At 67.2% G+C, this 16,671-nt stretch carries 17 protein-coding genes; 5 read left to right on the top strand and 12 right to left on the bottom strand.

Annotation, left to right across the window (positions count from 1 at the left end):
- Position 1: 1 nt before the first annotated feature.
- From AC3ZI9_RS04490 to AC3ZI9_RS04470, 5 genes are all read right to left on the bottom strand, one after another.
- Entirely contained in the window at positions 2-1,015 is a 1,014-nt protein-coding gene (locus AC3ZI9_RS04490) for an ABC transporter ATP-binding protein (RefSeq protein WP_444566469.1), read from the bottom strand.
- Positions 1,016-1,077: 62 nt separating this feature from the next.
- Positions 1,078-2,358 (bottom strand): LolA family protein, encoded by a 1,281-nt coding sequence (locus AC3ZI9_RS04485; RefSeq protein ID WP_444566409.1) that lies wholly within the window; start codon positions 2,356-2,358, stop codon positions 1,078-1,080.
- Between the two features lie 79 nt (positions 2,359-2,437).
- A complete protein-coding gene (locus AC3ZI9_RS04480; protein ID WP_444566410.1) occupies positions 2,438-3,706 on the bottom strand; it encodes an MFS transporter in 1,269 nt (422 codons plus the stop codon).
- Positions 3,696-4,937 carry an amidohydrolase family protein gene (locus tag AC3ZI9_RS04475; protein ID WP_489923875.1) on the bottom strand — a complete coding sequence of 414 codons (1,242 nt, stop codon included), beginning with the start codon at positions 4,935-4,937 and terminating at the stop codon, positions 3,696-3,698. Before AC3ZI9_RS04475 ends, AC3ZI9_RS04480 begins: the two co-directional genes overlap by 11 nt.
- A 108-nt stretch (positions 4,938-5,045) precedes the next feature.
- Positions 5,046-5,390 (bottom strand): ArsR/SmtB family transcription factor, encoded by a 345-nt coding sequence (locus tag AC3ZI9_RS04470; protein ID WP_489923874.1) that lies wholly within the window; start codon positions 5,388-5,390, stop codon positions 5,046-5,048.
- Positions 5,391-5,534: 144 nt separating this feature from the next.
- Here AC3ZI9_RS04470 and AC3ZI9_RS04465 point away from each other — a divergent pair, with 144 nt between their 5' ends.
- Entirely contained in the window at positions 5,535-6,578 is a 1,044-nt protein-coding gene (locus tag AC3ZI9_RS04465) for an NAD(P)-dependent alcohol dehydrogenase (RefSeq protein ID WP_489923873.1), read from the top strand.
- A 9-nt stretch (positions 6,579-6,587) separates the two neighbouring features.
- Positions 6,588-7,244 carry an SDR family NAD(P)-dependent oxidoreductase gene (locus AC3ZI9_RS04460; RefSeq protein ID WP_489923872.1) on the top strand — a complete coding sequence of 219 codons (657 nt, stop codon included), beginning with the start codon at positions 6,588-6,590 and terminating at the stop codon, positions 7,242-7,244.
- Between the two features lie 12 nt (positions 7,245-7,256).
- Here AC3ZI9_RS04460 and AC3ZI9_RS04455 read toward each other — a convergent pair whose 3' ends face one another.
- The 7 genes from AC3ZI9_RS04455 to AC3ZI9_RS04425 form a co-directional block, all read right to left on the bottom strand.
- The gene (locus AC3ZI9_RS04455; protein WP_444566415.1) at positions 7,257-8,807 is read right to left on the bottom strand and encodes an ABC transporter permease; all 1,551 of its coding nucleotides are present in this window, start codon (positions 8,805-8,807) and stop codon (positions 7,257-7,259) included.
- 2 nt (positions 8,808-8,809) lie between these two features.
- Positions 8,810-9,877: an extracellular solute-binding protein gene (locus AC3ZI9_RS04450; RefSeq protein WP_444566416.1), complete on the bottom strand. Its 1,068-nt coding sequence runs from the start codon at positions 9,875-9,877 to the stop codon at positions 8,810-8,812.
- A gap of 120 nt (positions 9,878-9,997) precedes the next feature.
- Complete coding sequence (locus AC3ZI9_RS04445) at positions 9,998-11,080, bottom strand: ABC transporter ATP-binding protein (RefSeq protein ID WP_444566417.1); 1,083 nt, start codon at positions 11,078-11,080, stop codon at positions 9,998-10,000.
- Between the two features lie 95 nt (positions 11,081-11,175).
- Entirely contained in the window at positions 11,176-11,739 is a 564-nt protein-coding gene (locus AC3ZI9_RS04440) for an OmpA family protein (protein WP_444566418.1), read from the bottom strand.
- A gap of 5 nt (positions 11,740-11,744) precedes the next feature.
- Positions 11,745-12,386 (bottom strand): hypothetical protein, encoded by a 642-nt coding sequence (locus AC3ZI9_RS04435; protein ID WP_444566419.1) that lies wholly within the window; start codon positions 12,384-12,386, stop codon positions 11,745-11,747.
- Positions 12,387-12,464: 78 nt separating this feature from the next.
- Positions 12,465-13,025 carry a hypothetical protein gene (locus AC3ZI9_RS04430; RefSeq protein ID WP_444566420.1) on the bottom strand — a complete coding sequence of 187 codons (561 nt, stop codon included), beginning with the start codon at positions 13,023-13,025 and terminating at the stop codon, positions 12,465-12,467.
- A gap of 124 nt (positions 13,026-13,149) precedes the next feature.
- Positions 13,150-13,641 carry a MarR family winged helix-turn-helix transcriptional regulator gene (locus tag AC3ZI9_RS04425; protein WP_444566421.1) on the bottom strand — a complete coding sequence of 164 codons (492 nt, stop codon included), beginning with the start codon at positions 13,639-13,641 and terminating at the stop codon, positions 13,150-13,152.
- A 92-nt stretch (positions 13,642-13,733) separates the two neighbouring features.
- Here AC3ZI9_RS04425 and AC3ZI9_RS04420 point away from each other — a divergent pair, with 92 nt between their 5' ends.
- From AC3ZI9_RS04420 to AC3ZI9_RS04410, 3 genes are all read left to right on the top strand, one after another.
- Positions 13,734-14,477: a DsbA family oxidoreductase gene (locus AC3ZI9_RS04420; RefSeq protein WP_444566422.1), complete on the top strand. Its 744-nt coding sequence runs from the start codon at positions 13,734-13,736 to the stop codon at positions 14,475-14,477.
- Between the two features lie 30 nt (positions 14,478-14,507).
- Positions 14,508-14,888 (top strand): MerR family transcriptional regulator, encoded by a 381-nt coding sequence (locus AC3ZI9_RS04415; RefSeq protein WP_444566423.1) that lies wholly within the window; start codon positions 14,508-14,510, stop codon positions 14,886-14,888.
- A gap of 169 nt (positions 14,889-15,057) precedes the next feature.
- On the top strand, positions 15,058-16,590 hold the full coding sequence (locus AC3ZI9_RS04410) for a SulP family inorganic anion transporter (protein WP_444566424.1): 1,533 nt from the start codon (positions 15,058-15,060) through the stop codon (positions 16,588-16,590).
- Positions 16,591-16,671 lie beyond the last annotated feature (81 nt).

Below are 16,671 nucleotides of genomic sequence, written 5' to 3'. Positions count from 1 at the left end.
ACTAGTGGGCAAGATCGAACCCCTCCCCCGTCAACGCCACGAACCGTTCCTCGAGGCTGGGCCGCTCAATGGCGAAACCGCGCACCCGTACCCCGGCGGCCACCAGTTCCGCCACGATCTCCTCGGCGGTGGCAGCCCCCTCGGGCATGGCACCTCGCACGACAACGGTGTCCGTTGCCGGGCTCGCCTCCACGGCTGCGCCCCCTTCGGGAACGACGGCGGCGCCTCTTTCAGTACTTGTCGAGGTGCCTGCCGCGGCTTCCACGAGACCGAGACCCATGCGGGCCAGCACGGCGCGGGCGGCCTGTTCATCGGGGGTGTGCAGGACCGCGGAGGCAGTGCCGTCGGCCCGTAGTTCCTCCAGGGTCCCGTGGGCCACCCGGCGGCCGTTGCTCATCACCGCTGCGTGCGTGCACATCTGTTCGATCTCGCTGAGCAGGTGGCTGGAGATGAAGACCGTGGTCCCGGCTCCGGCCATCGAGGCGATCAGGTGACGGACTTCCCGGGTTCCCTGCGGGTCCAAGCCGTTGGTGGGTTCGTCCAGGACGAGTAGTTCGTGATCGGTGGCCAGGGCGTTGGCGATCCCGAGTCGCTGCTTCATTCCCAGCGAGTAGGCGTGCACGGCCAGCCCGGCGGCCTGGGCGAGGCCGACGGTCTCCAAGGCACGGTCCACGCGCCGTCGGCGATCTTCGGCATCGGCCCGGGGATTGGCGGCGTCCAGGCGCAGCAGGTTCGCCCGGCCGGAAAGGAACGGGTAGAAGGCCGGGCCTTCCACCAGCGCCCCGACCCGCGGCAACACGTCCTTGGCGGCGGTCGGCATGGGCCGACCGAGGACGTTGATGGTCCCGCTACTGGGGCTCGCGAGACCCAGCAGCATCCGGATGGTGGTGGTCTTCCCCGACCCGTTGGGACCCAGGAACCCGAAGACCGATCCGTGCGGGACGGCCAGATCCAGATCGGTGACCGCGTGGCGGCGGCCGAAGGATTTGCTCAGCCCGCTGGTCTCGATGGCCAGTTCGCCGGTGTGGGCCGTGCTGGCGGCTGCGTTGGCGCTGCCAGCCGTGGCGGCTGCGCCGGTCACCGGGCGTCGGCCCGGGCCACCGCCTGCAGCCGGGAGGGCTGCACGGCGCCGATGACGGCGCGGCCGTCGTCGGTGATCAGGACGTTGACCAGCGAGGTGTGCAGCAGTTTTCCGCCGTCGACCTCGGTGGCCAGGGCGTTGAGCATCGTGGAGTCCTTCAGCTCTGCCGGGACCTTGTCGGCGGGAATGGTGGTGACCGTATCCCAGCCCTCGCCGTCGACCCCGTCCTTCGCTTCGTCTGCGGGCCAGTGTCCGTCACCGTTCGGGGCGTCCGAGGGCGCCGGGCGTTCATGCGGTGCCCCGAAGGTGTGCTTGGGCCAGTTTGTTGATTTGTCGGTGTGCTTCGGCACCTTCTTCTCGGTCACCGTGGCGCCGGCCGGCGGGGTGAAGTCGAAGCGTGCCGCGTCGGGGGCCTTCGGGGTGAAGGAGGTGAAGGCGACGTTGATGGCCGGGGCGTCCTGATCGACGGCAGCGACGGTGACCGCCAGCGGAACCCCCGTTTCGGCGTCGACGCCGATGGTCACCTCGTCCACGAGGGTCTGCTTGGATTTCGGGTCCAGGACCAGGTTGTAGACGGCCCGTCCGGCAACGGTCGAGCCTTCCTTCACGGAAACCTGCGTCGATCCCTCGGCTGCTGACAGGAAGGTCTCGGCCAGCTCCGCCGGCGTCCGGGGCGCCACGTCGCCCGATGCCGCGGCACCTGACTTCCCTGCGCCGGGGCCCTCATGGGCCGCCGAAGGCTTCTTCGGCAGGGTCATGTGCACTGCCTTCTTCGCCGCCGAATCATAGGTCCACAGGCTGGTGCCATTGAGGATGACGTCCTGCTCCTCCATGTCTCCCAAGACCTGCAGCCGGGCCTGATCGGCACCATCGACAAAGACCCGGGCCTTATGGCTGTCGGAGACCAGGCTCAGTAGTTTCGCCAGTGGTGCGTCGCTGGAGTCACCGGCCCCGGGGGCCCCTGACGGTTCCGAAGCCGGGGCGGATTTCGCCGCGTTCGATGGCCCGTCATCGTCCGAGGGCGCCTGGGCCGGAGGGCCGAAGGAGGCGGGGGCCCCGGCGTCGGGCAGTGCCGGTAGACCCAACCGGGTGGAGGTGCCGAACTGGCCGGAATACGCCTCGAGATCGGACGCGGCCATCAGTTCGATGACCTGTTCGGGCGTTTTGGCCTCCAGCTCCGGGGCGGCCGAAGCAGACACATTGGCTCCGACTGCCACGGCGGCGATCGCTGCCGGAATGGCTACGGCGGGCATCCACTTCTTGCTGGCTGGTTTCATATCACTTTCCGATCGGCACTAACCCCTGCCCCTACGGTACGCCGGGAACCCGGCCGGGGCGAGGCCCGCGGACCGCTGCTCAGCGGTTTCCGGAGCCCACCGGGGCCTGGGGCTCCGCGACCCGCTGGCCGATCGCCGGGCGGCCGGCCACGGCGATGACCGCCGCCCCGAACACCAGGGCCAGTGCCGCCATGATCCACAATCCGGCGTCCCAGGAGCCGGTGGACAGCCGCAGGGAGCCGACGACGGCGGAGCCGATCGCGGCCAGCACGAACCCGATCCCCTGGGCCAGGGCCGAGAGGGTTCCCGCGGCGGCGGGGCTGGCCGCCTTGGCCACCAGCAACGACATCGCCACCCCGAAGGCCCCGCTTTGCAGCAGTCCCAGCAGGGAGACCAGCGCGAACGCCTGCCCGGGAACGACGACGGTCAACCACAGCACGCCGCCGGCGATACCGACGCCGATGACGAGGGCGGTGACCCGCAGCATGACCGGACGGACCACGAGCATCGGGGTGATCATGGTGGAGATGAAGCCCACGACGCTGAACCAGGCCAGCAGGTTCGCCGCGGTTCCCGCATCCGTTCCTGCTTCGCCCAGCACCGTGGGCAGCCATCCGGCGACGAAGAAATACAGTACGGCCTGCAGCCCGAAGACCACCACGATCAAGGAGGTGGTCCAGCGTTGTCCGGCGGCCCGGGGGACGACTCCGTAACCGGTGGATGATCTACCCGTCCACGCCTCGGAGTCCTCCACCGTTCCGTGCGCTGCGGCACGGCGGGCCAGATAGAGCACGGCGCCTGCCAGGGCCGCCAGCAGGGCCCAGACCCCCAGTGCGACGGCCGCGGAGACCGCATCGGAGAGTTGCCGGGTCAGGGCGGCGCCCAGGGCCGCCCCCACGGCGAACATGGTGGTGGCCACCCCGATCGCCCGGGGGCTTGCCTGGAGTTGCTTGAGGTATTGCGGCATCAGCACGGAGCCGCCCATGATCGCCGCACCGGCGACCAGGGTCCCGGGCAGCAGGAGCACCGGGAAGAGGACCCGCAGCAGCAGGGCGGCGGCGAGCACCCCCATGGACAGCAGCAACGCCCCGTTGACCCCGAATCTGCGGGCCAGCCGGGGCACCAGGGGTGCGCTGAGCCCGAAGGCCGCCACCGGCAGCGAGGACAGGACCACGATGCCGGTATCGGAGACCCCCAGCTGGGCCGGCAACTGGTCCAGGACCGAGGCCACGGAGGTGATGGCCGGGCGCAGGTTCAACCCGACCGCTGCCGCGGCGAACAGTCCCAGCAGCCGGGCGGCGTCGGAACCGGTGGACGGCGGCGACGGGGGCGAGGTATCAGCTGACATGGAGTCCTTCGGCGACGACGCGGCCGTCGTGCAGTACGGTGCGGTCGGCCTCGCGGTCCATGATGGCGCTGGTCACCGTCTCGCCCGGGCAGAGCAGCAGGTCCGCACGGTCCCCCACCGCGAGTCCCGGGCGGTCGGCGACGTCTCCCAGTCGAGGGGCGGTGCGGTCCATGATCGAGGCCCCGCCGATGGAGGCGATGGCGGCGCAGTGGGCGATGTCCTCGTCGCGGCGCAGCTGATGGGTGAAGGCCAGTTGCCAGGTCCGATCCAGCAGATCGCAGTTCCCGTAGGGGCTCCAGTAGTCGCGTTGGCCGTCCTGGCCGAGCCCGACCCGGATTCCTGCCGCGCTCATCGCGGCCAGGTTGAACTGCGGGGCGGTCCGCGCGGGGGCGATCGTGGTCCAGGAGATGTCCAGTTCGGCCATCTGGTCCATCATGGCCGCGGTCACCGTGTCGGAGACGGCCCCGAGCTCGTAGGCGTGGGAGAGGGTGACCCGCCCCTGCATCCCCAGGGCCCGGACGCGTTCGAAGACCAGCTCGGCGCTGAAGACGGCCAGCTGGCCGGGTTCGTGCAAGTGGATGTCGACATCGACGTCGTACTTCTGTGCCAAATCGAAGACCACGTCCAGATGCTTCACCGGATCGCGGTCCAGCTGACAGGGGTCGATCCCGCCCATGACCGAGGCGCCGAGCTTCAGCGACTCCTCCAGCAGGTCGATGGTCCCGGGCTCGATGAGCAGGCCGGCCTGCGGGAAGGCCATGATCTGGACCTCGGCGGCGTGGGCGAACTTCTCGCGGGCGGCGAGCACGGCCTCGAACTTCTCCAGTCCGGCGTCCACATCGATCTGCGCGAAGCTGCGCACCCGGGTGGTGCCATAGGCGATCATGCGTTCCAGGGTTCCGGCGACGCGTTCGGGCAAGGGGACCTCGGCGTGGCGCCAGTTCGCCCGATCGTTCATCATCATCGCCCAGACCCCGGGCCCACCGGTGTGTTCGCGGAAGGGCAGACCGATCCGGGTGGAATCCAGGTGGACGTGGACGTCGGAGAAGGACGGCAGGAGCAGTCGTCCCCGGCCGTCGAGCTCGTCGGCTCCGGCGGATGACGTCCCGGGCGCGGGGTCACCGGCGGTCCCGCCTGCTGCCGTGCGGGGCCTGATCGCCGTGATGCGGGCGCCTTCGATTTCCACGTCGGCGGCTTCCCCGCCCCATGGCCTGACATTGCGGATCAGCATCGCCGAAACCCCTCTCTTTTCCGTATCCCAAAAGTATCATTCCAAAATAGACCCTCAAGGGGAAGGGGGTCGGGGTGCCGGATATCCTGCGGTTCGAGGGCCGGAACGTCAGACGGGGTGCGGCAAGGCGCCGTCCACGGGCGGTTCGGCGGCGACGATGGCGGACAGCAGCCCGGGGAAGCGTTCGTCGAGGCAGGCGGTGCGCAGCGAGTTCAGGATGGCGGTGCCCCGGTAGCGCTGTTCGATGACCCCCGCCTGCCGCAACACCCGGAAATGGTGGGTGGAGGTCGACCGGCTGACCGGCAGGTTGAATCCGATGCAGGCCTGGTCCTGATGTCCGTGGGCCAACTGGACCACGATCCGCCGCCGGATCGGATCGGCCAGGGCCGCCAGGACGGCATCCAGGTTCAGTTCACCGGTCTCGGGGTGCTCCAGGGTGCGGGGGGAAGTCATCAACCCATCTTCCGGTACGGGAAATGATTAGCTAATACGAGAACCATCGTACTACGCTGGTCATCGTACTTCATCCCCGATCGATTCGTTTCGTCCCCGATACCCACCGCCGCTCCCCCGGTCCGGCGCACCGCAAAGGACACCATGCTCACCGTCAACGCCTATGCCGCCCCCGCCGAGAACGAACCCCTGGTCCCCACCACCCTGCACCGTCGCGACGTCGGCGTGAACGACGTGCTCATCGACATCAAATATGCGGGCATCTGCCACTCCGACATCCACACGGTCCAGGGCGACTGGGGTGAGCAGCACTATCCGCTGACCCCGGGCCACGAGATCGTCGGGCTGGTCACCGAGATTGGTTCCGGGGTCACCAGCCACCAGGTCGGAGATAAGGTCGGCGTGGGCTGCCTGGTCAACTCCTGCCGCGAGTGCGAGAACTGCCTCAAGGGCGAGGAACAGTTCTGCACGAGCGGCAACGTGGGCACCTACGGCGCCGTGGACCGCGACGGAACCATCTCCCAGGGCGGCTACTCCACCGCCGTCGTCGTCGACGCCGACTTCGTGCTGTCCATCCCCGAGGCCCTGGACTTCGCCGCCGCCGCTCCGCTGCTCTGCGCCGGCATCACCACCTACTCACCGTTGCGGCACTGGAACGTGGGCCCCGGCTCCCGCGTCGCCGTCGTCGGGATGGGCGGGCTGGGCCATGTGGGGGTGCAGATCGCCCACGCCCTGGGAGCCGAGGTCACCGTGCTCTCGCAGACCCTCTCCAAGCAGGAGGACGGCAAGCGTTTCGGCGCCGACCACTACTACGCCACCTCCGACCCGGAGACGTTCACCCGGCTGGCGGGCTCCTTCGACTTCATCCTGAACACCGTCAGCGCCGAGATCGATCTGGATGCCTACCTCTCGTTGCTGGCCCTGGACGGGACGCTGACCAACCTCGGGGCCCCGCCGGCCCCGCTCTCGCTCAACGCGTTCTCGCTGATCGGGGCCCGGCGCTCCTTCGCCGGATCGCTCATCGGCGGCATCCGCGAAACCCAGGAGATGCTGGACTTCTGCGCCGAACACGGCGTCGAGGCGGCCACCGAACTGATCGCGGCCGAGCAGATCAACGAGGCCTACGACCGGGTCATGTCCTCGAAGGTTCGCTACCGCGCCGTCATCGACACCTCCACGCTGGACTAGGAAGGCCCCATGCAGAAGAAACTCATCGCCATCGTCGGCGCCGGACCGGGCGTCAGTGCCGGGGTCGCCCGCAGGTTCGGGGCCGAGGGATTCGCCGTCGTCCTGCTGGCCCGGAGTGCCGAGGCGTTGGACGAGCGCGTGTCCGAATTACGCGCAGCCGGCATCGAAGCCCACTCCCTGGTCGCCGATGTGACGGACCCCGAAAGCCTGCGCCGGGCCTTCGCCACACTGGAGTCCGAGTATGGAACCCCCGACGTGCTGCACTACAACGCCGGGGCCATCACCGTCGGCACACCGTTGGAGGTGGCGGCGGACGATGTCAGCCACGATTTCGCGGTCAACGTCCTCGGCGCGCTGGAATGCGCCCAACTGGTGGCCCCTGCCATGCGGGAGCGTGGGTCGGGCACCCTGCTGTTCACCGGAGGGATGCTGGGGGTAAACCCGGTGGCCTCGAGAGTCTCGGCGGCCATCGGCAAGGCCGGACTGCGCAACCTGGTCTTCACCCTGGCCGATGAGCTGGCCGGGACCGGCGTCACCGTCGGCACCGTCACGATCGGCGGCGTGGTGAAGGCCGGGACGTTCTTCGACCCCGATGCCATTGCCGGCTCCTTCTGGGACCTGCATACCGGGGCGGCCACCGGCGAAGTACAGTTCGTCGAGTCCTGAGCGACGGCGCCCCTAGCGCACGTAGCGCAGGGTGCGCCGGACGATCAGGAAGACGGGGATGGACCCCAGGATCACCAGCATCAGCGTGTAGGGGGCGGCTGCGGTGAAGTCCAGGGACTCCCCGTTGGTGGTGGCCCACAGGCCGGTGGCCAGGGTCTTGGAGTTATAGGGCAGCAGCATCAACGTGGTGGTTAGCTCCTTGCTGGCGTCCAGGCCCACCAGCAGGGCGCCGGTGACCACCCCGGGCAGTGCCAGGGGCAGCGAGACCCGGAAGAACCTGCGGACGCTGCCGGACCCCAGCGAGGCGGCCACGTCGTCGTACTTCACCAGGGCCGCCTGCATGCCGACCCGCTGGTTGCTGACCGCCAGCGGGAGGTAGAGGATCACATAGGCCAACACCAGCAGGGCGGCCGTCTTATACATCCCCGGCAGCAACCGGGTGGCCAAAAAGACCAGGGCGAGAGCCAGGATCGCGTTGGGCACCGAGTGGGCCACCCAGATCGAGCGTTCGGTCAGATGCGAGGACACCGAGGGTTTCCGACTGACCCACCAGCTCACCGGGAACGCCAGGATCGTGGCGAAGAGCGCCGCCCATCCCGCGTAGCCCAGGGTGGAGCCCATCGCGGCGAACACCTCGGGCCAATGCACGACGGCGTCCCGATGCGGCGAGGTCAGCCCGCGCACCGTCATCAACACGGTGGGCCCCAACGCCAGGCCGGGAACGACCAGGGCGGCGAGCATGACCACCGGTTTGGACCCGCGCAACCGCCAGCGGGAGGGCGGGCGGACCGACCCGCTGCCGACCGAGCCGGGGACCGTCCGTCCGGAAAAGGCCCGGTTCGCCAGCAGCACCCCGAAGGAGAAGACGGCCAGCAGCACCGAGATGGAGCGGGCCGAGGAGTAGTCGCCGTAGTCGATCATTTCGGCCATGATCGTCGTGGTCAGGGTACGTTGGCGCAGCTGGACCATGGCCCCGTATTCGGAGAGCACATGCAGCGCGACGATCAGCACCCCGCCGGCCAGGGCCGGGCGCAGCTGCGGGACGACGATCCGCCAGAACACGGAGCTCGAACGGGTCCCGAGGCTGCGGGCCACTTCCTCCTGCGCGGGGTCGGTATTGCGCAGGGCGATCACGGCCGGAAGGAAGACATAGGGGTAGAGCGTCAGCGAAAGCACCGCCGTCGCCCCGGCGAAATTGGTGACCAGATCGGTGTGGGGCACGAACATCAGGTTGGCCGAATAGGCCGCGTAGGCGCTGACGAACCCCGGAACGGCCAAGGGCATGGCGAAGAGCACGGTGAGCAGTTTGCGTCCGGGGATGTCGGTGCGCACCACCAGGCTGGCCGCCGCGACCCCCAGCAGGATCGACAGGACCGAAACCGACAGCGTCAGCCCGATGGTCCGGGCGATATCGGGCACCGTGGTGGGGAAAGCGAAGAGCTGGCGGATGTCGGCCAGGGAGAAACCGGCGATGAACAGATAGCTGACCGGCAGGAGTGACAGCACACCGACGGCGACCGCAAGGGATGCGGTCGCCGTCGGCTTTCCGGTGCGGGTGGGCAAGATCAGCTGGACATACCCAAGGACTTCAGCAGGTTCTCCGCCTCGGCCTGGTCGGCCATGATGTCCATGTCGTAGTCGGGGGACTTCACGTCATCGAGGGATCCGACGATCTTGCTTTCGGTGTCCTTGGCGACCGGGTACTGGGCCCCGGAGACGTCGATGTCGCCTTCGGCAATGAGCTTCTGCCCGCCGTCGGCGGCGGTGAGCCACTGGACGAAGTCGGCCGAGGCCTCCTGCTGGTCGGAGGACTTCATGATCGCGGCGCCCGAGGAGAGGATCAGGTTGCCGGCGTCGGCTTCGGGGAAGTGGTGGATCTTCGAGGTCATTTCATCGACACCGCCGACCTCATCGGCCTTGATCCACCAGTAGTAGTGGTTGGACAGGCCCATGGCGTGCTTGCCGGCTTCGACGGTGTCGCGGACGTTGCCGTTCTTCTGCTCGTTGACGCCGTTCTCCTTCAGCCCCTCCAGGAACGTCTTGGTCTTGGCTTCACCGATGGTGGAGATCAGGTACTGCGTGGTGGCCACGAACGCTCCCGAGGGGGCCCAGGCGAACTTGCCCTTGTATTCGGGGTCGTTGATGTCCATCAGGGTCTCGGGGAGGTCGGCTTCGTCGATCTTCTCCGGGTTGTAGTAGAGCACCCGGGTGCGGGCCGCGTAGGCCACCCACTGGTCCTTCTTCGAGTTCAGCTCGGGCTGGACCTGGTCCAGGGTCTCCTGGTCGATGTCGGTGAGCAGGTCCTTCTTGCCCAGCTGGGCCACCGGGCCCGGATCCTCGGAGAGGAAGACGTCGGCCGGGGCGGCATCGCCCTCGGCTTCGATCTGGCCCACCGTGGCGTCGGCCTGGATGTTGAACTTCACGCCGGTCTCATCGGTGTAGGCCTTCGTCAGGCCCTCGATGAGTTCGGCGTGCTGGTCGGTGTAGACGGTCAGTGTCGTATCTTCGCCCGCGGCGCCGGAATTCGACGCGTTGGATTCGGAATCGGCGCCACCTGCCGAACATCCGGTCAGGGCGGCCAGGGAAACAACTGCGGTGGCGGCGAAGACCCGCCGGGAAAGAGTGGAGAACATACGAATACGTCTGGACCTAACTCGGTTGTGTTGCATGGATGGGTACGGACCGCGCTGGCGCACGGAAGACAGCGGCGTCGTGTGCGCCTTAGTGGAGGGGGCTGTGGGGTGCCGGTGGGCCTAGTAGGTGCATACCGCCCGGTCCACCGACAGCGTCACGGATTGGCCGACGTCGAAGGCCTGGTCCCCCATGACCCGGACGGGAACCCGTTCGGGAAGCTGCGGGATGGCCACCTGCAGGACGCCGTCGTGGCCGTAGAAGGACTGGTCGACGACGGTGCCGACGACCCCGGGCAGGCCAACGCCCTCGCCGGCGCCGCGCACGGTGATGTTCTCCGGACGGATCAGCACGTCGCAGAGCCCCGGGCTGCCGTGCCAGGAGCCGATGGCGAGCTCGCCGAAGGCACAGGAGACGGTGGAGCCGCTGGTGCCGGTGGCCGCCCCGCAGGGAATGTCCCCGTCGACGACGACGGCGTCGCCCAGGAAGCGGGCCAGCTCGATATCGCAGGGACGGAAGTAGGTTTCGCGCGGTTTGCCGGCCTGGACCACTTTGCCCTCGCGCATCACCACGAGATGGTCGGCCAGGGTCATGGCTTCTCCCTGGTCGTGGGTCACCAGCACCACGGTGGCACCGATATCGCGCAACAGGGTGCGTACTTCCTCGCGCAGCGACTGGCGCAGGTAGGCGTCCAGGGCGGAGAAGGGCTCGTCGAGCAGGATCACCCGCGGGTTGGGGGCGATGGCGCGGGCCAGGGCGACGCGTTGCTGCTGGCCGCCGGAGAGTTCATGGGGGCGGCGGGATCCGAGGTTGTCCAGGCCGACCAGTTCCAGGACCTCGGCGACCCGGCGGTTGCGTTCGCGGCGGGGCTGGCCGGTGAGCCCGAATCCGATGTTCTGGGCCACCGAGAGGTGCGGGAACAAGGCCCCGTCCTGCGGGACGATACCGACTCCGCGTTCGTGGGCGGAGACCAGGGAGCGTCCGTTGGCGGCCACGTCGCGGCCGTCGATGCTGATGGTTCCCGCGCTGGGGTCCTCGAAGCCGGCGATGGAACGCAGCAGGGTGGTTTTCCCGCAGCCCGAGGGGCCCAGGATGGTGGCGAATTGGCCTTCGGCCACGTCGATATCGACCTGGTCCAGTGCCTGCGCCGGCTCTTGTCCGGCGCGTCCGGAGAAGGTCTTGCTCAACCCACGAATCTTCAACACGCCTTCAGGCTACCCGAGGAAGGTAACCCATACCTAACGAAGGTGACGCTTCCTACATCACGCCAGTGTGCACTTATTCGCTGACTTGCCGTTTTTTAACCGTGATAGGTGATTTCCACGCGACGGTTGGCCGCCCGGGTCGACGGATCCTTGGGGTCCTCGCGCTCCACCGGCTGGGTATCCGCATGGCCTGCGACCTTGGTCTTGAGATCCGGGCGCTTCGTGGACACCACCGTGGCCACGGACTTCGCCCGGTCGGTGGATAGCTTCTGATTGTCCACCTTCCCCTTCACCGAATCCGTATGCCCGTCGATCCGGATCCTGGCCCCCTTCGGAACGTCCTTCACGAGCTTCTCGATCCGCTGCGCAGCGGTCCCCGGCAACGTGGAGCTGTCGGGAGTGAAGAGGATGTCGGTCGAGAGGGTGATCGTCGTTTCTTCGTCCTTGGTCTCCACCTGTTCGACCTCTGAGACCGCCCCCTTGAGTTTCCAGGTGTGCACTCCTCTGGTCGGATCCCAGACATGCACCGACTTCGCCAGTTGACCCTTCGTGGGCTCGGGCAAGTCCTCGGACTGGGTGGTGTCCGCGACGGCGATCACCGGGGCCACCATCAACGTGGCCAGAACAACGGCGGATCCGCGCAGTGCGCGCCTGGTCATCGTCCTCATCGTTCGATCGGCACCTTCGTGAACTCGGGCATGTCACCGAACAGCCTCAGATCCACCTCGTCGATCTCGTCCTCGGGGGCGGCATACATCCCCCACCAGATCACCGGCTCGCCATTGGTGGTCTTGGTATGCAGGCGGTCGACGGTCCACAGGTCACTCAGCTGGCGAATGACCGAGTACTCCTTGAGGTTCTCCCGGTCGATCAGTAACGGATCCAACGCGCCCTCTCCAGTCAGTTCGTAGATGGGCAGGGTTTTCGACTCGCTCACGGAAGTGAAATGCGGAGTCAACACCAGGGTGAGCTTCATCGTCTCCCCCTGCACTTCCAGGGATTGGACCCCGAAGGTGACCTTGTCCTTGGTCCCGGGAAGCTGGTATTCCTGCTCGGCCAACACCTTGCTCGTATCCATCTCGGCGATACCAATGTCCGAGTCTTCCGCCACGTCCTGGCCATCATCGCCGGAGGTACCGGACGACGACGGGGACGAGGAACCGCTGGTCCCGGTGGTGGACTGCGGGGAGTCTCCAGCGCTGCAGCCAGCCAACAGCATCGCGGCGACGGCAGCCGTAGTGATCAGGGGCCAGGTCTTCTTCATCAGGTCTCCGGGGTTCGAGTGCAGATACGGGCCGTGCCACATCCATGGACTGTTCAAGGTACTAACTATTATGTTGCGGGTCACCATTGCTCCATCACGTCGCTGCCATGGACTGGCGGGTCATTGCTGGATGGGCACATTGGTGAAGTCGGGCATATCTCCGAAGATCCGGAGGTCCACCGAATCAATCCCGTCCTCGGGCGCAGCATAGATTCCCCACCAGATGATGGGCTCACCGTTGGTGGTATTGCTCATGGTGTCCACTTGCCACCGTTTATTGAACGTATCGCTAACGATCGAATACTCCTTATGGTGTTCCCGGTCGATCAACCGCGGGCTCAGGTACCACGGATCGGTGATCTTGGAGATCGACACCTGGTCCGTCTCCCCCAAGGAGGAGAACTCGGGCGTCAGCACGAGAGTGAGCTTCATGGTGTCCCCGTCCACGACCAGGGATTTAATCCCGACCGTGACCTGGTCATTGGTACCGGGAAGCTCGTATTCCTGCTTGGCCAGCACCTGATGCGAGTCCCCCGGGGCCGCTTCGCCCGCCGAGGCGGTCGCGGGCGCCGTCCGGGAGGAGGCTTCAGCATCTTCCGGATCGGAATCACCGCCGCTACAGCCGACGAGGAGGGCTGCGGACAATGTCACGGTGGTGATCAGGGGCCAGGTGCTTTTCATCAGGTCTCCGGGTCTGGGTGGTGGTGCGGCCCATCCGCACCCCAAGAACACTCAATATACTAACCTCGTCCACCGATTCAACCAGAGGGCCGTCGTCACCACGGTGTAGCGCGAAGCCCTTTCATCAGGAACGACGGCCGGCGGTGGCCTGCGGCGTGGTGAGGTCCCTGATGCGCTCCAGGGCGTGCTGCACCACCTCGGCATCGGGTCCCACCGGGTCGGTGACAAGCCGGTCGATCACGGGCATCAGCGCGGTGGCATCCTCGGCCACGAGCCGGTGGCCGGCGTCGGTCAGGATGATGTCGAAACTGCGGCGGTCGGCCTGGCTCTGGGACCGCGTCACGAGCCCTCGGGCCTCAAGCCGGTCGACCAAACCGGTCGTCCCGCTGGTCGACGTCGAGGTTTGCGCCGCCAGGTCGCGCATCGACAGGCGGTGCTGGTCACTGCGCGCGAGCCGAAGCAAGGCGTCGAATTCCTTGCCCAGCAGGCCATGGGCGGCGTGGACCTCGTCCATCGCCTTGGCCAGTCCGCGCTGGACTTCGAGGAGCAGGCCCACCAGGGTCAGGCGGTCGTCGGTCAGGGCGGGAGCCGTTCGGTTCGTCGGGGTGGAAGCCATGCTGCCATCGTCCCACAGGTAGTCCGTTGACGGACTACTCTTCGGCGTGCACACTGTTAGTACGCTAACGGACCATCCACCCAAGGAGCATCATGTTCAATGCACCCCGCCCCACCCCCACCGTGACCGTCTGGTCGGATATCGGTTGCCCCTGGGCGACCCTGGCCCTGGCCACCCTGCGCACGGCGATCGAGCAGCGAAACGCAGCGGTCGACATCGACCATCGGGCCTTCCCGTTGGAGTTGTTCAACGCCGGCCCCACGCCGCAGGACATCGTCGATCCGGAGATCGTCGCCATCGCCAGCCTGCTGCCCGAGTTGGGATGGAGTTGCTGGTCGGCCCCGGCATCGTCCTACCCGGTGACCACCCTCCCGGCCATGGCGGCGGTGCAGGCGGCCAAGCATCCCGACGTCGGCGGACTACGTGCCAGCGACCAGCTCGACGCCGCACTGCGGCAGGCGTTCTACATCGACCACCGCTGCATCAGCATCCATTCGGTCATCCTGGATACCGCGCGGACCTGCCCCGATCTGGATCCCGTGCAACTGGAACGACAGCTGGCCCAAGGAGCCGGCATCGCCGCGATCCACCATGACTTCGAGCAGGCCCGCTCCCTGCCGATCCAGGGCAGCCCCGTCGTCGAGACCGCCGACGGCGCGCGTCACCACAACCCCGGGGCCACCTATCATTGGACCAGCCCGCCCCCGACCGGATTCGCCCGGCTGGAGCACTACGATCCGCAATGGGCCGAGGACCTCCTGGATCAACTCACCCCCGGCCGGCGGTCCGAGGCCGACGCCGGCGCCCCTCCGGCCGGGGTCCCCTCACGCTGGTAACGTGACGAGCCGACGATCGACGGAGGATCCATGCCGCACCACCCCCGGGGCCGCACCATGCATATCGGTGAACTGGCCGAGCGGACCGGCCTATCGCTGCGCACCATCCGGCATTACGACGACGTCGGCCTCCTGCCGGCGAGCGCGCGCACCGAGGGCGGTTTCCGGGTCTTCGCCGAGACGGATTTTGACCGCCTGATGCACATCAAGGCCATGAAACCGCTGGGGTTCAGCCTCGAGGAGATCACCGAACTGCTCTCCGTCATCGAGGAGGCCGCCCCCGGAGCCCAGCGGGCCGAACGCGCCGGACATTTTCTGGAACGCGCCCGTCACGAACGCGAAAAACTGGCCCGCTATCTGGTCCAGGCCGATGAGCTCATCATCGAGCTCGAATCCCTGACCGGCCGATGAGCCTCCCCGACGATGCGAACCCAACCCTCACGTTAGGGTAGAGTTCGCTCCGGCCCTTTTCACGGTTGGTCCCCCGAAACCAGCCCGAGGCACCGCCGGTGCTTTCCCGGCCGCGCAGCGCAGCGCACCCCTGACATCCCCGCAGCATCCTGCACGCCGCACCGTGACGATGACCCGAACGGAGGCCCGCGTGGCCATCGACACCCCCAGCACGACGCTGACGCCCGAAGAGCGCCAGTCGGTCCTGCGCACCTTGAAGTCCCCGCGCCTGCTCAAGACCGAGATCCTGGCCGGGCTGGTCGTGGCCTTGGCGCTGATCCCCGAGGCCATCGCCTTCTCCATCATCGCCGGGGTCGATCCACGCGTCGGATTGTTCGCCGCTTTCACCATGGCCGTCACCATCGCCTTCGTGGGTGGGCGTCCGGCCATGATTTCCGGCGCCACCGGTGCCATCGCCCTGGTGATCGCCCCGCTGGTGGCCAGCCACGGGACCGACTACTTCATCGCCGCCGTCCTGCTGGCAGGACTCCTGCAAATCGTGTTGGCCGTCCTCGGGGTGGCGAAGCTGATGCGGTTCATCCCCCGCCAGGTGATGGTCGGCTTCGTCAACGCGCTGGCCATCCTGATCTTCTCGGCCCAGGTCCCCGAACTGCTCGGCGTTCCGTGGCTGGTCTACCCGCTGGTGGCCCTGGGCCTGCTCATCGTCTTCGGCCTGCCGAAACTGACCACCGCGGTCCCCGCCCCGCTGGTCGCCATCGTCGTGATCACCCTGATCACCGTGTTGACGTCCATGAACGTGCCCACCGTCGGTGGCAAGGGAGATCTTCCCGATTCCCTGCCGGGCCTGGTCTTCCCGAACGTCCCGCTGAGTTGGGAAACGCTACAGATCATCTTCCCGTTCTCCCTGGCGATGGCCTTCGTGGGTCTACTCGAATCGTTGATGACCGCCAAGCTCGTCGATGACGTCACCGATACCCGCTCGAGCAAGACGCGCGAGTCCTGGGGCCAGGGCGTGGCGAACATCGTCACCGGGCTCTTCGGCGGCATGGGCGGTTGCGCCATGATCGGCCAGACCATGATCAATGTGAAGGCCTCCGGCGCCCGAACCCGGATCTCCACGTTCCTGGCCGGTGCCCTGCTGCTGGTCCTGGTGGTCGCCCTGGGCGATATCGTGGCCCTGATCCCCATGGCCGCCCTGGTGGCCGTGATGATCTTCGTCTCCGTGGCGACCTTCGACTGGCATTCCATCAAACCCTCCACACTGCGGATGATGCCCAAGAGCGAAACCACCGTCATGGTCGTCACCGTGATCGGCACCGTGGCCACCAACAACCTCGCCATCGGCGTCGGCGTCGGCGTGCTCACCGCCATGGTGCTCTTCGCCCGCCGGGTCGCACACTTCGTCACCGTCGATCGTGATCTCGAGGAACACGACGGCGAACAGCTGGCCACCTACCGGGTCCACGGCGAACTGTTCTTCGCTTCCTCCAACGACCTGTACACCCAGTTCGACTACGCCGGGGACCCCGAGCGCGTGGTGATCGACCTGCATGATTCCCACCTCTGGGATGCCTCGACCATCGCCGCGCTGGACTCCATCACCGAGAAATACGAGAAGTACGGCAAGGCGGTCTCCGTCCAGGGGCTGAACACCGCCAGCCTGGAAATGCGCCGGCGGATGGCGGGCAAGCTCGGCGGCTAGCCGACCTTCCTCCAAGTCCGGTGCATGAGCCGGGGGCTAGAGTCCATAGCAGGCGTGGACATGAGGTTCATGCGAACTGCT

The organism is Arthrobacter sp. AOP36-F1-5 (assembly GCF_058137995.1).
This window is presented reverse-complemented; position numbering and strand designations above follow the sequence as displayed.

Bases quoted from the DNA above. Each gene is read 5' to 3' on its own strand.
- AC3ZI9_RS04485 (WP_444566409.1), bottom strand. From the start codon at position 2,358: ATGAAACCAGCCAGCAAGAAGTGGATGCCCGCCGTAGCCATTCCGGCA.
- AC3ZI9_RS04425 (WP_444566421.1), bottom strand. From the start codon at position 13,641: ATGGCTTCCACCCCGACGAACCGAACGGCTCCCGCCCTGACCGACGAC.
- AC3ZI9_RS04475 (WP_489923875.1), bottom strand. From the start codon at position 4,937: ATGCTGATCCGCAATGTCAGGCCATGGGGCGGGGAAGCCGCCGACGTG.
- AC3ZI9_RS04430 (WP_444566420.1), bottom strand. From the start codon at position 13,025: ATGAAAAGCACCTGGCCCCTGATCACCACCGTGACATTGTCCGCAGCC.
- AC3ZI9_RS04420 (WP_444566422.1), top strand. From the start codon at position 13,734: ATGTTCAATGCACCCCGCCCCACCCCCACCGTGACCGTCTGGTCGGAT.
- AC3ZI9_RS04450 (WP_444566416.1), bottom strand. From the start codon at position 9,877: ATGTTCTCCACTCTTTCCCGGCGGGTCTTCGCCGCCACCGCAGTTGTT.
- AC3ZI9_RS04480 (WP_444566410.1), bottom strand. From the start codon at position 3,706: ATGTCAGCTGATACCTCGCCCCCGTCGCCGCCGTCCACCGGTTCCGAC.
- AC3ZI9_RS04410 (WP_444566424.1), top strand. From the start codon at position 15,058: ATGACCCGAACGGAGGCCCGCGTGGCCATCGACACCCCCAGCACGACG.
- AC3ZI9_RS04465 (WP_489923873.1), top strand. From the start codon at position 5,535: ATGCTCACCGTCAACGCCTATGCCGCCCCCGCCGAGAACGAACCCCTG.
- AC3ZI9_RS04415 (WP_444566423.1), top strand. From the start codon at position 14,508: ATGCCGCACCACCCCCGGGGCCGCACCATGCATATCGGTGAACTGGCC.
- AC3ZI9_RS04460 (WP_489923872.1), top strand. From the start codon at position 6,588: ATGCAGAAGAAACTCATCGCCATCGTCGGCGCCGGACCGGGCGTCAGT.
- AC3ZI9_RS04440 (WP_444566418.1), bottom strand. From the start codon at position 11,739: ATGACCAGGCGCGCACTGCGCGGATCCGCCGTTGTTCTGGCCACGTTG.
- AC3ZI9_RS04470 (WP_489923874.1), bottom strand. From the start codon at position 5,390: ATGACTTCCCCCCGCACCCTGGAGCACCCCGAGACCGGTGAACTGAAC.
- AC3ZI9_RS04435 (WP_444566419.1), bottom strand. From the start codon at position 12,386: ATGTGGCACGGCCCGTATCTGCACTCGAACCCCGGAGACCTGATGAAG.